Annotated in this window: 13 protein-coding genes and 1 riboswitch; of the genes, 3 read left to right on the top strand and 10 right to left on the bottom strand. The window is 73.2% G+C overall.

From position 1 onward, the window contains the following. The first annotated feature begins 21 nt into the window (after positions 1-21). A complete protein-coding gene (locus DAI17_RS06410; RefSeq protein WP_107772070.1) occupies positions 22-1266 on the top strand; it encodes a lipase family protein in 1245 nt (414 codons plus the stop codon). 15 nt (positions 1267-1281) lie between these two features. On the opposite strand, the gene DAI17_RS20890 is transcribed toward DAI17_RS06410, so the two are convergent. The 3 genes from DAI17_RS20890 to DAI17_RS06400 all read right to left on the bottom strand — a co-directional run bounded on the left by DAI17_RS20890 (position 1282) and on the right by DAI17_RS06400 (position 5229). Further along, entirely contained in the window at positions 1282-1455 is a 174-nt protein-coding gene (locus tag DAI17_RS20890; RefSeq protein WP_159081382.1) for a hypothetical protein, read from the bottom strand. A gap of 157 nt (positions 1456-1612) precedes the next feature. Then, the gene (locus DAI17_RS06405) at positions 1613-2821 is read right to left on the bottom strand and encodes an MFS transporter (protein WP_107772069.1); all 1209 of its coding nucleotides are present in this window, start codon (positions 2819-2821) and stop codon (positions 1613-1615) included. A gap of 197 nt (positions 2822-3018) precedes the next feature. Beyond that, on the bottom strand, positions 3019-5229 hold the full coding sequence (locus DAI17_RS06400) for an NADP-dependent isocitrate dehydrogenase (RefSeq protein ID WP_107772068.1): 2211 nt from the start codon (positions 5227-5229) through the stop codon (positions 3019-3021). A gap of 196 nt (positions 5230-5425) precedes the next feature. On the opposite strand from DAI17_RS06400, the gene DAI17_RS06395 reads away from it, so the two are divergent. Further along, positions 5426-6526: an MIP/aquaporin family protein gene (locus DAI17_RS06395; protein WP_107772067.1), complete on the top strand. Its 1101-nt coding sequence runs from the start codon at positions 5426-5428 to the stop codon at positions 6524-6526. Positions 6527-6550: 24 nt separating this feature from the next. Here the strand turns inward: DAI17_RS06395 and DAI17_RS06390 are convergent, their stop codons facing one another. Continuing rightward, complete coding sequence (locus DAI17_RS06390; RefSeq protein WP_159081381.1) at positions 6551-7291, bottom strand: hypothetical protein; 741 nt, start codon at positions 7289-7291, stop codon at positions 6551-6553. Between the two features lie 106 nt (positions 7292-7397). Between DAI17_RS06390 and DAI17_RS06385 the strand changes: the two genes are divergently transcribed. Continuing rightward, positions 7398-8384 carry a malate dehydrogenase gene (locus tag DAI17_RS06385; RefSeq protein ID WP_107772065.1) on the top strand — a complete coding sequence of 329 codons (987 nt, stop codon included), beginning with the start codon at positions 7398-7400 and terminating at the stop codon, positions 8382-8384. Positions 8385-8467: 83 nt separating this feature from the next. Here DAI17_RS06385 and DAI17_RS06380 read toward each other — a convergent pair whose 3' ends face one another. From DAI17_RS06380 to DAI17_RS06355, 6 genes are all read right to left on the bottom strand, one after another. Beyond that, entirely contained in the window at positions 8468-8875 is a 408-nt protein-coding gene (locus DAI17_RS06380) for a DUF3017 domain-containing protein (protein ID WP_234412278.1), read from the bottom strand. A gap of 1 nt (position 8876) precedes the next feature. After that, a complete protein-coding gene (locus DAI17_RS06375; RefSeq protein WP_107772064.1) occupies positions 8877-9725 on the bottom strand; it encodes a bifunctional methylenetetrahydrofolate dehydrogenase/methenyltetrahydrofolate cyclohydrolase in 849 nt (282 codons plus the stop codon). Positions 9726-9752: 27 nt separating this feature from the next. Further along, positions 9753-10229 carry a hypothetical protein gene (locus tag DAI17_RS21510; RefSeq protein ID WP_234412276.1) on the bottom strand — a complete coding sequence of 159 codons (477 nt, stop codon included), beginning with the start codon at positions 10227-10229 and terminating at the stop codon, positions 9753-9755. Positions 10230-10592: 363 nt separating this feature from the next. Beyond that, the gene (gene purH, locus DAI17_RS06365) at positions 10593-12206 is read right to left on the bottom strand and encodes a bifunctional phosphoribosylaminoimidazolecarboxamide formyltransferase/IMP cyclohydrolase (RefSeq protein ID WP_407669686.1); all 1614 of its coding nucleotides are present in this window, start codon (positions 12204-12206) and stop codon (positions 10593-10595) included. 26 nt (positions 12207-12232) lie between these two features. Then, positions 12233-12309, bottom strand: a riboswitch (ZMP/ZTP riboswitch). A gap of 20 nt (positions 12310-12329) precedes the next feature. Beyond that, the gene (purN, locus tag DAI17_RS06360) at positions 12330-12935 is read right to left on the bottom strand and encodes a phosphoribosylglycinamide formyltransferase (RefSeq protein WP_107772063.1); all 606 of its coding nucleotides are present in this window, start codon (positions 12933-12935) and stop codon (positions 12330-12332) included. Continuing rightward, complete coding sequence (locus DAI17_RS06355; RefSeq protein ID WP_159081380.1) at positions 12932-14209, bottom strand: cell division protein PerM; 1278 nt, start codon at positions 14207-14209, stop codon at positions 12932-12934. Before DAI17_RS06355 ends, purN begins: the two co-directional genes overlap by 4 nt. Positions 14210-14279: the final 70 nt, after the last annotated feature.

Raw genomic sequence — 14279 nt, 5'->3', positions numbered from 1 at the left:
CGCTCGGGAGGGCACCGATCCATGCCAGTCACTCGCGCCGCCGGCGCGCTCGTCGCGTCCCTGTCCGCCTCGTTCCTCGCCACCGCGCTCGTCACCGCGCTCGGTGCCGCCCCCGCCACCGCCGCGGTCGACGAGCCTCCCCGACCGCCGTTCTACGAGGCCCCGGCCACCCTGCCCCCGGCCGCCGGCGACCTGATCCGCTCGGAGCGGCTGACCTTCCTCCTCGACCCCCTCGACGCCACCAGCCTGGTCCGCGACGCCACCCGGGTGCTGTACCGCACCACCGACCGCACCGGTACGCCGATCGCCGCCAGCGGCACCGTGCTGGTGCCGAACGCGCCCTGGGTGGGCGTCGGCAGCCGGCCGGTGATCGGCTACGCGCCCGGCACCCAGGGCATGGCCGACCGCTGCGCCCCGTCGCGGCAGTTCTCGCAAGGCATCGAGTACGAGGGCGTGGTGATGGAGGGTCTCCTCCAGCGCGGCTACGCCATCGCGATGCCGGACTACGAAGGCCTCGGCACGGAGGGCGTCCACACCTACATGGACCGCGTCTCCCAGGGCCGCGCCACGCTCGACGTCGTCCGCGCCGCCCAGCGGCTGGAGGGCACCGGCCTCTCCGCGAGCAGCCCGGTGGGCCTGCAGGGCTACTCCCAGGGCGGCGGCGCTGCCGCCTCCGCCGTCGAGCTCGCGTCGACCTACGCCCCCGAGCTCCGGCTCCGGGGTGCCGTCGTGGGGGCTGTGCCCGCCGACCTGGGTGCGGTCGCCAGTCATCTGGACGGCGGACCCTTCTCCGCCTTCGCGTTCTTCGCCCTCCGCGGCCTCGCCGCGTCCTACGACATCGACCTCGCGCCGTACCTCAACGCGACGGGTCGCGCGACGATGGACGCCGTCGAGCAGGACTGCGTCTTCGACCTGCTCGACAACGCCTTCGTCCGCTCCGAGACGCTGAGCGCGGACGGCCGCCCCCTGTCGGAGCTGATGGACGAGGAGCCGTTCCGGTCGGTGATCGCCGACCAGCGGATCGGCACGACCAGGCCGGCGGTCCCGGTGCTGGTCAGCCACTCGACGCTCGACGACACCATCCCCTTCGCCGTGGGCAGGGCGATGGCGAGGTCGTGGTGCGGCAAGGGCGCCAACGTGCGCTTCTCCCCCAACGTCGCACCGCTGCACGTCGGCGGCATCGTGCCGCACGCCACGGAGGCCCAGCTCTTCTGGGAGGCCCGGTTCGCCGGGATCCCCCAGGTCAGCGGCTGCTGGCTGCTGTGACCCCGAGCGGGACCGTCAGGCGGTCCAGGCGACGCTCTCGATGACGTGGTCGGCCCAGGGGTTGATCCCCACGAGCTCGCTGCGGCGTGAGATCAGCTCGACGACGTCGTGGGTACGACGGTCGCGCAGCTGGCGGCGGCGCTCCAGCTCGGTCTCGTAGCGGCTGGCGCTGTCCTGCTCCACGGTCATGGCGGCTCCCCGATCATCCGGTGCGGCGGCCGGGTCCCGGTCGCCGTCGGGACCATCCAACGCGTGCTCTGCTAACGCACCGTTGAGTGCGTGTTACGCCCAGGTTCCGGTTTCACCGCCGGCCGCCACCTGCGGTCACCGGGGGTTCACCGGGGAGTCAGGGACGGGTGCGGCGGTGAAGTGCGGCGGAGACGAGCAGCACGAGCAGCCCGGCCAGCGAGAGCGCGACACCCACCAGCGCGGGCGCGCGGTAGCCGGCCCCGGCGGCGATGACCAGCCCGCCCAGCCAGGCCCCCAGCGCGTTGGCGATGTTGAGCGAGGCGTGGTTCATCGCGGCACCGAGCGTCTGCGCGTCACCGGCCACGTCCATCAGCCGGAGCTGGAGGTTGACCACGAGCACCGACCCGAGGGCGGTGATGAGGAAGACGACCGGCAGCGAGGCCCAGGCGTACGGCGCCAGCAGCCAGAACAGCAGCAGCGAGGCGGCCATGCCGACCGACCCGATCAGCAGCGAGCGGAAGATCGACCAGTCGGCCATCACCCCGGCCAGCCAGGTGCCCGCCACCATGCCGAGGCCGAAGGACAGCAGGAACACCGGCACCGCCGACTCACCCAGCCCGCCCACGTCGGTGACCGTCGGCGCGATGTAGGTGTAGACGGCGAACATGCCGCCGAAGCCGATGGCGCCGGCCAGCAGCGTCAGCCACACCTGCGGCAGGGCGAACGCCCGCAGCTCGCGTCGGCCCGAGGCCTCCTTGTCGCCGACGACCGACGGCACGTAGGCCGCCACCAGGGCCAGGGTGAGCACGCCCAGCGCGGTCACCGCCCAGAACGCCGAGCGCCAGCCGAGGTGCTGGCCCATCCAGGTCGCGGCCGGCACGCCGACCACGTTGGCGACGCTGAGGCCGAGCATCACCGATGCGACCGCGCGCCCCTTGCGGGCGGGGCTGGCCAGGCTCGCGGCCACCAGCGACGCCACGCCGAAGTAGGCGCCGTGCGGGAGCCCGGCGGCGAACCGCGCGAGCACCAGCGCGCCGTACGACGTCGCGAGCGCGCTCATCGCGTTGCCGAGGGCGAAGGCGGCCATCAGGCCGATCAGCAGCCCACGCCGCGGCAGCCGCGCGCCGAGGAAGGCCAGCACCGGGGCGCCGACCACGACGCCGAGGGCGTAGGCCGAGATCACGTGGCCACCGGTGGGGATGGAGACGCCCACGCCGTCGGAGATCTGGGGCAGCAGGCCCATCGTGACGAACTCGGTGGTGCCGATCGCGAACCCACCCATGGCGAGGGCCAGGACGGCGAGGGCGAAGTGCGGGGCGCGGACGGCGGGCGTGTGGTCGACGGGCGTGTCAGCAGTGGTCGTCATGCGTGCTTCCGGACGAGGTGGCAGGTGGCGTGCTGACGGCGTACGCAGCTCGGGTGGTCGCGGGGCGGACCGACCCTCACATTCTCCAAGAGCCGACGGTGACCGCCTATTCCGTGATCGCGGACTCACCAGCCCTCGGACGCAGCGACGGGCGGCGCCGGAGCCGGCACCGCCCGTCCTCGAGGACCCTCGACGTGTCAGAGAGAGGCGAGCGCCTCGTTGAGCGTCGCCGAGGGACGCATGACCTCCTCGGCCTTGGCGTCGTCGGGCTCGTAGTAGCCGCCGATGTCGGCCGGCTGGCCCTGGACGGCGTTGAGCTCGCCGACGATCTTCTCCTCGTTGTCGCGCAGCGTGGTCGCGAGCGCGCCGAAGGCCGCGGCGAGGTCGGCGTCCTCGGTCTGCTTCGCGAGCTCCTCGGCCCAGTAGAGCGCGAGGTAGAAGTGCGACCCGCGGTTGTCGATCGTGCCCAGCTTGCGGCCCGGCGAGCGGTCCTCGTTGAGGAACGTCTCGGTGGCCCGGTCCAGCGTGTCGGAGAGGATCTTGGCGCGGGCGTTGTCGTCGTACGACGCGAGGTGCTCGAAGCTCGCGGCCAGCGCGAAGAACTCGCCGAGGCTGTCCCAGCGCAGGTAGTTCTCCTTGACGAGCTGCTGCACGTGCTTGGGCGCCGAGCCGCCGGCACCGGTCTCGAAGAGACCGCCACCGTTCATCAGCGGCACGACCGAGAGCATCTTGGCGCTGGTGCCGAGCTCGAGGATCGGGAACAGGTCGGTGTTGTAGTCACGCAGCACGTTGCCGGTCACCGAGATGGTGTCCTCGCCCCTGCGGATCCGCTCGAGGCTGTACGCCGTCGCCGCGGCCGGGGCCATGATCTCCAGGGTGAGCCCCTCGGTGTCGTGCTCGGGGAGGTACTCCCTGACCTTGGCGATCAGGTTGGCGTCGTGGGCACGGTCCTCGTCGAGCCAGAAGACGGCCGGGACGCCGGTGGCGCGGGCGCGGTTGACGGCCAGCTTGACCCAGTCGCGGATGGAGGCGTCCTTGGTCTGGCAGGCGCGCCACACGTCGCCGGGCTCCACGTCGTGGGAGATGAGGACGTCGCCACCCGAGCTGCGGACCTCGACGCGACCCGCGGAGGCGACCTCGAACGTCTTGTCGTGGGATCCGTACTCCTCGGCAGCCTTGGCCATCAGGCCGACGTTGGGCACCGAGCCCATCGTCGAGGGGTCGAAGGCGCCGTGGGCGCGGCAGTCGTCGATCACCGTCTGGTAGACGCCGGCGTAGGACGAGTCGGGGATCACCGCGAGGGTGTCCTGCTGCTCGCCGTCGGCGTTCCACATCTGGCCCGACGTGCGGATCATCGCCGGCATCGACGCGTCGATGATGACGTCGGAGGGGACGTGCAGGTTGGTGATGCCGCGGTCGGAGTCGACCATCGCCAGGTCCGGGCCGTCGGCCAGTCCCTGCTCGACGGCGGACTTGATCGCGGCCCCCTCGGGCAGCTTCTCGACCGAGGCCAGCAGGGCACCGAGGCCGTCGTTGGGCGAGATGCCCGCGGCGGCCAGCTGCTCGCCGTACTGCTCGAAGAGGGTGGGGAAGAACGCCTGCACCGCGTGGCCGAAGAGGATCGGGTCGGAGACCTTCATCATCGTGGCCTTGAGGTGGACCGAGAAGAGCACGCCCTCGGCCTTGGCGCGGGCAACCTGCTCGGTGAGGAAGCGGCGCAGCGCGGCGACGCTCATGAAGGTGGCGTCGACGACCTCACCGGCCAGCACCGGCACCGACTCCTTGAGCACGGTCTCGGTGCCGTCGGTGGCCACGTGGACGATCGAGAGGGTGTCGTCGGCGTCGACGACGACCGACTTCTCGTTGGAGCGGAAGTCGTCCTTGCCCATGGTGGCGACGTTGGTCCTGCTCTCGCTGCTCCAGGCGCCCATCGAGTGCGGGTGGGCCTTGGCGTAGTTCTTGACGCTCGCGGGCGCACGGCGGTCGGAGTTGCCCTCGCGCAGCACCGGGTTGACCGCGGAGCCCTTGACCTTGTCGTAGCGGGCGCGGGCGTCGCGCTCCTCGTCGGTCTGCGGGTTCTCCGGGTAGTCGGGCAGGTCGTAGCCCTTGTCCTGCAGCTCCTTGACCGCGGCCTTGAGCTGCGGGATCGAGGCGGAGATGTTGGGCAGCTTGATGATGTTGGCCTCGGGCTTCGTCGCCAGCTCGCCGAGCTCGGCGAGGGCGTCGTCGAGGCGCTGCTCGTCGGTCAGCCGGTCGGGGAACTGGGCGATGATCCGCCCGGCGAGGGAGATGTCGCGCGTCTCGACCTCGACACCGGCCGTCCGTGCGTAGGCCGACACGATGGGCAGCAGGGAGTAGGTCGCCAGCATCGGCGCTTCGTCGGTGTGGGTGTAGATGATCTTGGCCATGGGTACGACGGCTCCTGGAAGGACTCGACAGCGGTGGTCGGTTGATCGACAGGTCGGTACGACGATCGGGCAAACTAACTTGACGTCAAGATACCTGACCGGCCGGTCCGCCCAACCTTCGCACCCGACCTGCCCGCATCGCTAGAGTGCCCAGAGTTCCCACGGGGGTGGGCACATCACTTGCCAGGAGGCGTTGATGACCGACATCGCAGAGGACACGCCCACGACGGGGCAGAAGTTCGCCGCCGAGGTGCTGGGCACCTTCGTGCTCGTCTTCTTCGGGGTCGGGACGGCCGTCATGAGCGGTGGCGACTACCTCAGCACCGGGTTCGCGTTCGGCCTGACCGTCGTGGTGATGGCCTACGCCGTGGGCCGCGTCTCGGGCGGACACTTCAACCCCGCCGTCACCGTGGGCGCCGCCCTCGGCGGCCGGCTGCCCTGGAGCGCCACCCCGGTCTACGTGGGAGCCCAGCTCCTCGGCGCCCTCGTCGCGGGCGCGCTGCTCTTCGGCCTGCTGCACGGCTTCGAGGGCTACACCGCCGAGGGCAACATCGGCGCCAACTCGTACGGCGACCAGGGCAGCGGCTACGCCGTGTGGGCCGCGTTCCTGCTCGAGATGCTCCTCACGGCCGTGTTCATCTGGGTGATCCTCGCGGTGACCGACGCCCGCAACGAGTTCCAGGCGTTCATGGGTCCGCTGGCCATCGGCTTCGCGCTGGCGATGATCCACCTCGCCTCGATGGCCGCCACCGGCACGTCGGTCAACCCGGCCCGCTCGATCGGCGTCGGCGTCTTCGGCGGCACCGACGCGATCCTCCAGCTGTGGCTGTTCATCCTGGCCCCGACCATCGGCGCCGCGGTCGCCGGCCTCACCTACCCGCTGCTGTTCGGCCACGGCTCCGAGCCCGTGCCGGGCTCGGGCCTCTCCTTCGGCGGAGGTCGCAAGCAGCAGGCGATGTACGCACCGCCCAGCGGCTACGAGCAGCAGTGGAACCAGGGCCAGCCGCAGCACTGGCAGCCCGCTCCCCCGGCCCAGCACTGGGGTGGCCACGACCCCTACGCGCCGCCCCCGGCGACCCCGCCGCAGGGACAGCCGCAGGCGCAGCCGCAGGCGCAGCCGGGCCAGGCCGCTCCCCCGCAGCAGTGGGGGCCGCCCGCGCCCCAGCAGCAGCCGGGGCAGTGGGGTCAGCAGCAGCCGCCCGCCGCTCCCCCGCAGGGCCAGCCCCAGCACTGGGGCCAGCCGCACCCGGACGACGACGGCGAGGACGGCCGCACCCAGGTGCGCCGGCCCGACTGACCCCGGCCGCCTCGTCCTCCGACCTCAGCCGCGGCTGAGGTCCACGAGCTCCAGGTCCCGCGCACCCTCCACGAGCACCAGCCCGACGTCGCGCGCGTAGAACGCCTCCGTGGTGCGCCCGGGCTCGAGCGGCGACGACCGCTCGACCAGGACCAGCCCGTCGAACGCGTCGTACGACGTGGTGCGCCGGGCGTCGACGGCCAGCACGCGCGACTGGCCCTCGGCCACCCCGGGGGCGCGCTCCTCGACGAAGCCGTCGCCGACCCGGGGCGTCGCGGGCATCGCCAGGCCGGCCTGGGCGCCGCCCTCGCCGGCCTCCCACACCCCGTCGTCGCCGACGTGCCAGACGTTGCCCTCGCGGTCCTGGGCGTACCAGGCGCTGGACCGCTCCACGACCCGGCCGCCCGGACCGCGCTCGACCGTGTCCACCACCGTGGCCTCCACCCCGGCCACCGGACGGGTGCCGGAGACGGTGACCTCGACCGCGGCGCCGTCGGAGGCGGCGTACCGCCACCGCGACCCGACCGCCAGCGGCAGCCACGGGTTGTCGACGACGGTCACGTAGTCGGCGGGCTCGATGCTCGGGGTCGGGACCACCAGGCCGTCCACCCCGGAGGGGGGTGCGCTCCGCGGCGCCCCCATCCCGCAGGCCCCCAGACCCAGCACGAGCGGCAGCACCAGTGCGAGGGCGGCACGCCGGTGGGCACGCCGGTGGGCCCGTCGGTCGGCACGGCGTCGGTGCGCTCGGGAGGGGCCGTGGGACATGGCGCCAGCATGCCCGACCGGGGGTCGGCCCTCTGGCCGTGGGGCCCGGCCGCGCTGCTAGCGTCAGCGCCGGAACCAGCCTTCTTCGCACATCCCAGGAGACGTCGTGAGCACCACACCCCTCAAGGTCGCCGTCACCGGCGCGGCCGGCCAGATCGGCTACAGCCTGCTCTTCCGCCTCGCCAGCGGCTCCCTGCTCGGCGACCGGCCGATCGAGCTGCGGCTGCTCGAGATCGAGCCCGCGCTCAAGGCCCTCGAGGGCGTCGTGATGGAGCTCGACGACTGCGCCTTCCCGCAGCTCGCCGGCGTGGAGATCGGCCACGACCCGGAGAAGATCTTCGACGGCGTCAACCTCGCCCTGCTCGTCGGCGCCCGCCCGCGCGGTCCCGGCATGGAGCGCGGCGACCTGCTGGAGGCCAACGGCGCGATCTTCACCGCCCAGGGCAAGGCGCTCAACTCCGTCGCCGCGGACGACGTACGCATCGGCGTCACCGGCAACCCGGCCAACACCAACGCCCTCATCGCGATGACCAACGCCCCGGACATCCCGCAGGAGCGCTTCTCGGCGCTGACCCGCCTCGACCACAACCGCGCGATCTCGCAGCTCGCGGCCAAGACCGGCGCGGCCGTGACCGACATCAAGAAGATGACGATCTGGGGCAACCACTCGGCCACCCAGTACCCCGACCTCTTCCACGCCGAGGTCGGCGGCCGCAACGCCGCCGAGGTCGTGGGCGACCAGGCCTGGATCGAGAACGACTTCATCCCGACGGTCGCCAAGCGCGGCGCCGCGATCATCGAGGCCCGCGGCTCCTCCTCGGCCGCCTCCGCCGCCTCCGCCACGGTCGACGCCGCGCGCGACTGGCTGCTCGGCTCGGCCCAGGACGACTGGGTGTCCATGGCGGTCGTCTCCGACGGCTCCTACGGCGTCCCGGAGGGCCTGATCTCCTCCTTCCCCGTCACCACCAAGGACGGCGACTGGGAGATCGTCCAGGGCCTGGAGATCGACGACTTCTCGCGCGGGCGCATCGACGCCTCGACGGCCGAGCTGGCCGAGGAGCGCGACGCGGTCAAGGAGCTCGGGCTCATCTGACCCCGACGACCTGCCGGAGCCCCGGTCCGCTGGACGACACGTCCGAGCGGGCCGGGGCTCCGTCGTGTTCAGGGACCGCGCCGCTAGGGACCGGGCTGGTCCGGGATCGACCCGGCCAGGAAGAGCAGCGCCGACCCGAGACCGATCAGCATCAGCACGTCGAGGGCCTTGAAGCGCACGGCGAGCATCCCCGCGTCGCGGCTCGACAGCAGCAGCCGGACCACGGCTCCGAGGAGGAGCGCCCCGCCGAAGACGCGGATCCCGGCGCGCCACTCCCCCGTCACCACGATGCCGACGCCGACGACGCAGGTCGTCAGCACGAGCAGGTAGAACGCTCCCCCGATCGTGGAGGGGTAGCGCCGCTCCACCTCCTCGAGCTCGGGATCGTGCTGGACGCCGTCGACCAGCTCCTCCGCGGACACCGCGGGGACGTTCTGGGGCGGCGCGATGCGCGGCTCCGGCTCCGGCTCCTCGTCGCGGGGGTCGGTCACCTCAGGCCTCGAGCGACTTCTCGGCCATCGTGACGATGTTGGAGAGCAGCATCGCCCGGGTCATCGGACCCACGCCGCCGGGGTTGGGCGACACCCAGCCCGCGGTCTCCCACACGTCGTCGGCGACGTCGCCGGCGATCGTGCCGTCGACGCGCGAGACACCGACGTCGAGCACCGCCGCGCCCGGCTTGACCATGTCGCCGGTGATGATGCCCGAGACGCCCGCGGCGGCGACCACGATGTCGGCGTTGCGCACGTGGGCGGCCAGGTCGCGGGTGCCGGTGTGGCACAGGGTCGCGGTCGCGTTCTCCGAGCGGCGGGTGAGCAGCAGCCCCAGGGGGCGCCCGACGGTGAGGCCGCGACCGACGACGACCACCTCCGCACCGGCGATCTCGACGCCGTGGCGCCGCAGCAGCTCCAGGCAGCCCACGGGGGTGCAGGGCAGCGGTCCGTCCTCGCCGAGCACGAGCTTGCCGAGGTTGTAGGGGTGCAGGCCGTCGACGTCCTTGGCGGGGTCGACGCGCGACAGCAGCCGGAACTCGTCGAGCCCGGTCGGCTGCTGGACGATGAAGCCGGTCACGGCGGGGTCGGCGTTGAGCCGGTCGATCAGCCCCTCGACCTCCTCCTGCGACGCGGTGGCGGGCAGGTCGTGGCGGAACGACGCGATGCCGATCTTGGCGCAGTCCTTGTGCTTCGCGCCGACGTACCACTGGTTGCCGGGGTCGTCGCCGACCATCACCGTCGCCAGCCCGGGGGTGACGCCGCGCTCCTTCAGCGCGGTCACCCGCTCGGCCAGCTCGGCCATGATCGTCTTCAGGGTCGCGCTGCCGTCGAGCTTCTGTGCCGTCACAGCGGCCAGTCTAGGAAGGAAGGGGCGTCAGGCGCCCACCGGTGCCCCCACGCGGGCCAGGTGTCGCTCGGCCGCCCTCGCGGCGGGGTGCGCGGCCACGGCGGCCGCGACCCCGATGGCCGCGATGACGACCCAGCCGGGGGTCCCCCACTCGAGGGCGAGGAAGGTGAAGAGCGCCGGGAAGACGATCGGCTCGACCTGGTACCCGAGCCCCCACACACCCTGGTAGTCGCCGAGGCGCCGGTGGTCGGAGAGGTCGGAGGTCAGGCCCCAGTCGGCGGCCGACTGCCACAGCTCGGCGCCGGTGATGGTCACGTGTCCGGCCCAGATGAGGACGATCGAGACCCAACCGACCGTGTCGTGGGTGACGGCCATCAGCGCGCAGGACACGACGAACGCCCAGCCCGACCAGCGCACGGCCCGCAACGACCCGTCCACCGAGTCGGCGACCCGGGAGGCCCGGACCTGCAGGAGGACCGCGAGGACGGTGTTGGTCCCGGCCATGCGAAGTAGAGGGCCGCCTCCACGGCGGAGGCCGTGACCCACAGCGGCTTCGCGCCGACGCGGTCGGCGAGGCGCCCCAGCGGCAGCTGCAGCAGCAGCGCGACCCCGGCGGCGATCGACATGCCCAGCCCGACCTCGGCCCCGCTCAGCCCGACGAGCTGGGTGAAGAAGACGGCCGTACCCGTCAGGAACGCGCCCGTCGCGAAGGCCGACAGCACGCACTGGATCGCCAGGTCCCGCTCGAGCTTCGTCGGCGGGAGGATCCCCCGCAGCCACCTCACCAGCACCGCTCCCCCTTTATCTCGACGTCAAGATACACCGGGAGCGGCGGAGCTGGTGAGGAGCCAGCGGGTCGAGCGGGGCTCAGTGGAAGAAGTGCCGGGCGCCGGTGAGGTACATCGTCACGCCGGCCTTCTCCGCCGCCTCGACGACCTCGCTGTCGCGCACCGACCCGCCGGGCTGCACGATGGCCGTCACGCCGGCGTCGATGAGCACCTGGGCGCCGTCGGCGAACGGGAAGAACGCGTCGGAGGCCGCGACCGACCCGGCGGCCCGGTCCCCGGCCCGCTCGACCGCGAGCCGGCAGGAGTCGACCCGGTTGACCTGGCCCATGCCGACACCGACCGAGGCGCCGTCGGCGGCGAGCAGGATGGCGTTGGACTTCACCGCCCGGCAGGCGCGCCACGCGAACGCGAGGTCGGCGAGCACCTCGTCGGAGGCGGCCTCGCCGGTGGCCAGCGTCCAGGAGGACGGGTCGTCGCCGCCGCCGTCGACGTCGGCGTCGATGACGTCGCGCTGCTGGAGCAGCAGGCCGCCCGAGATCGCCCGCAGGTCACCGCCGCCGCGACGCAGCGGAGCCGCCTCGAGGATCCGGATGTTCTTCTTGGCGGCCAGCACCTCGATCGCACCGTCCTCGTAGCCGGGGGCGACGACCACCTCGGTGAAGACCTCGGCGACCTGGCGGGCCATCTCGACGCTCACCGGCACGTTGGTGGCGATCACGCCGCCGAAGGCCGACACCGGGTCGCACTCGTGCGCCTTGCGGTGCGCCGTGGCGACGTCGTCGCCCACCGCGATGCCGCACGGGTTGGCGTGCTTGATGATGGCCACGGCGGGCCGGTCGAAGTCGTACGCCGCACGGCGCGCGGCGTCCGCGTCGACGTAGTTGTTGTAGGACATCTCCTTGCCGTGGTGCTGGGTCGCCTGGGCGAGGCCGGGCCCCTCGGGCAGGAAGCCGTTGGCGTAGAGCGCCGCCGACTGGTGCGGGTTCTCCCCGTAGCGCAGCACCGCCTGCTTGTCCCAGGTCGCGCCCATCCAGGCCGGGAAGCCGCTCCCCTCGGAGGTGTCGGTGAGCACGTTGCCCATCCAGGACGCCACGTGGACGTCGTACGTCGCGGTGTGGACGAACGCCTCGGCGGCGAGGCGCTGCCGCTCGGCCAGCGTGAAGCCGCCGGCGGCGACGGCGCGCAGCACGTCGGCGTACCGCTCGGGCGAGGTCACGATGGCCACGCTGGGGTGGTTCTTGGCCGCCGCGCGGACCATCGAGGGACCGCCGATGTCGATCTGCTCGACGCACTCGTCGGCCGATGCGCCGGAGGCGACGGTCTGGGTGAACGGGTAGAGGTTGGACACGACGAGGTCGAACGGCTCCACCCCGAGGTCGGCGAGCTGCTGCACGTGGGAGTCGAGGCGACGGTCGGCCAGGATGCCGGCGTGGACGCGCGGGTGCAGGGTCTTGACGCGGCCGTCGAGGCACTCGGGGAAGCCGGTGAGGTCCTCGACCTTGGTGACCGGCAGGCCGAGCGACTCGATCAGCGCGGCCGAGCCTCCGGTCGACACGAGCTCCACGCCGGCCTCGTGCAGGCCGCGGACCAGGTCGTCAAGGCCGGTCTTGTCGTAGACCGAGACCAGCGCCCGGCGCACGGGCACCTGGTCCGCCACGGCGCCGGTGGAGGTCAGGGAGGTGGGTTCGGGCACGAGGACTCCTGAGGTCGAGCGGTGGAGGCGAGCACCCAGGCGGTCGATGCTCGGCGGTTCACTCCCCGGTGGTCGCCCACCTGCGCCAGTCGTGTGGGGCCAGAGTAGTGGAACCCGGCCGCCTCAGCCGACCCGCACCCGGCGCCCGTCGACCTCCCAGCCGTCGCGCGCCATCAGCCCGACGGTGTCCACCAGCATGCTCCGCTCGGCCCCCTTGATCCGCTCGTGCAGGGTCTCCGTGGTGTCGTCGTCGAGGACCGGCACCACCGTCTGGGCGATGATCGGGCCGGTGTCGACGCCGCCGTCGACGACGAAGAGCGTCGCGCCGGTGACCTTCACGCCGTAGGCCAGGGCGTCCGCGGGGCCGGTCGTGCCGGGGAACGCCGGGCACAGGGCGGGGTGGGTGTTGACGACCCGCCCCGGGAAGCGGGCGAGGAAGTCGGGTCCCACCAGCTTCATGAAGCCGGCCAGGACGACGAGGTCGGGCTCGAAGGCCGCGACGGCGTCCGCGAGGGCCCGGTCCCAGTCCTCCCGCGACGAGAAGTGGCCGAGCCGCTCGACGAAGGTCGGCACGCCCGCACGGTCGGCGCGGGCCAGGCCCTCGATGTCGTCGCGGTCGGCGCCCACGGCCACGACCCGGGCGCCGTACGACGGGTCGGCGCAGGCGTCGAGGAGGGCCTGGAGGTTGGTGCCGGAGCCGGAGACGAGGACGACGAGGCGGGCGGTCACCCGGCGGAGTCTAGGGCTCCCCCGGCGGCCCGGCGGCGCTGCCGCCAGGTCATGAACAGGCCGCCGACGAGGCCGCCGAGGCCGAAGGCGGCGATCGCGTGCACGAGCACGTCGGCGACGAACGGGCCGACGTGCTGCATGCGTCCCGGGCCGGCCACTCCCCCGGCCACCGAGGCCAGGACCGCGAAGGCGACGCCGGCCACGATGCCGCCGCCGCAGCCGCGGAGCGCGCCGTGGTCCCACCGCACCGTCGGGCGCCGGCGCTGCCACCACGCGGTGGCGAGCGCCGCGACGAGCGCGGGGATGCCGACCAGGGAGGCCACCCAGGCGGCCGTCGGTCCGGCGCTCGGGAGGGCCGCCAGGAGCGGCAGGAGCGGCAGCGGTCCGAGGACCACGACTCCGGGCGAGACCATCGTGCCGCCGCCGACCGCGAAGCCGGGGCCGAGCAGGAAGGAACCGGAGAAGAGCACCGCGTTGGGCGCCAGGCCGGCGTTGACCAGCGAGTAGACGATCGCCTCACCCGCCGAGAGGTGCAGCTGCGACATCATCGTGGCCGCCTCGCCGGCGCCGACCAGGAGCGCGACGACGAAGGCGGCGCCCGAGACGGCGAGGAACCAGCCCAGCACCGAGAGCGCCGCGCCCACCCCGTCGCGGACGACCGGCGGGGCCACCGCGGCCCAGATGGCAGCCCGCCCCGACCCGATGGCGATCGCCGGGGCCGCGACGACGAGGGTCATGACCAGGCTCCAGCGCAGGACCGCTGCGGTGGAGAAGGAGGTGTCGGCGCCGGCCGCGAGCGAGCTGACCACGACGGCGACGACGGCGTACCCGACGAAGAAGAGGGAGACCGCGGCCGGGACGGTGAAGTCGCGCTCGCCGTCGGCGATCCGGTCGGCGTCGGGGCCGTGACCGGAGACCGCGTCCCCGACCCGGTGCCCGAGGCGCCACATGGCCCAGGCCGCCATCGCGGTCACGCCGAGGGGCACGATCCCCACGGGCGCGCCCTGGACGGTCACCCCGGACCCGTGCCCCATCAGCCAGGCCAGCGCACCGATCCGCATCCCGTCCCGCGGGACACCGTGGGCGCCGGCGTCGGCGGCGAACCAGCCGACGATGCCGACCGCGGCCAGCACCAGGAGCGGGGCCAGCGCGGCGGCCACCCCACCCAGCGACGCGACGAGCGCAAGGGGCCGCCGACGACGGTCGCTCGGACGGGCCTGCGTGCGGTCGGACGCGCGCGGTCCCGGGGCGCGGGGCGGGAGCAGGGAGGTCATGGCCCGGCCATCATCACCCGGAGCCGGACGACGGCCGCGGAGGCCACGCCGGGTGTGCGTCGATGCCCGC

Source organism: Nocardioides sediminis (assembly GCF_003047295.1).
In the GTDB taxonomy this organism is placed as follows: Bacteria; Actinomycetota; Actinomycetes; order Propionibacteriales; family Nocardioidaceae; genus Nocardioides; species Nocardioides sediminis.
Note: the sequence above shows the minus strand (reverse complement) of the source record. Positions and strands in the feature narration are given on the sequence as shown.

Coding starts and splice junctions, on each gene's coding strand:
- DAI17_RS06410 (WP_107772070.1), top strand. CDS start 22: ATGCCAGTCACTCGCGCCGCCGGCGCGCTCGTCGCGTCCCTGTCCGCC.
- DAI17_RS20890 (WP_159081382.1), bottom strand. CDS start 1,455: ATGACCGTGGAGCAGGACAGCGCCAGCCGCTACGAGACCGAGCTGGAG.
- DAI17_RS06405 (WP_107772069.1), bottom strand. CDS start 2,821: ATGACGACCACTGCTGACACGCCCGTCGACCACACGCCCGCCGTCCGC.
- DAI17_RS06400 (WP_107772068.1), bottom strand. CDS start 5,229: ATGGCCAAGATCATCTACACCCACACCGACGAAGCGCCGATGCTGGCG.
- DAI17_RS06395 (WP_107772067.1), top strand. CDS start 5,426: ATGACCGACATCGCAGAGGACACGCCCACGACGGGGCAGAAGTTCGCC.
- DAI17_RS06390 (WP_159081381.1), bottom strand. CDS start 7,291: ATGTCCCACGGCCCCTCCCGAGCGCACCGACGCCGTGCCGACCGACGG.
- DAI17_RS21510 (WP_234412276.1), bottom strand. CDS start 10,229: ATGGCCGGGACCAACACCGTCCTCGCGGTCCTCCTGCAGGTCCGGGCC.
- DAI17_RS06355 (WP_159081380.1), bottom strand. CDS start 14,209: ATGACCTCCCTGCTCCCGCCCCGCGCCCCGGGACCGCGCGCGTCCGAC.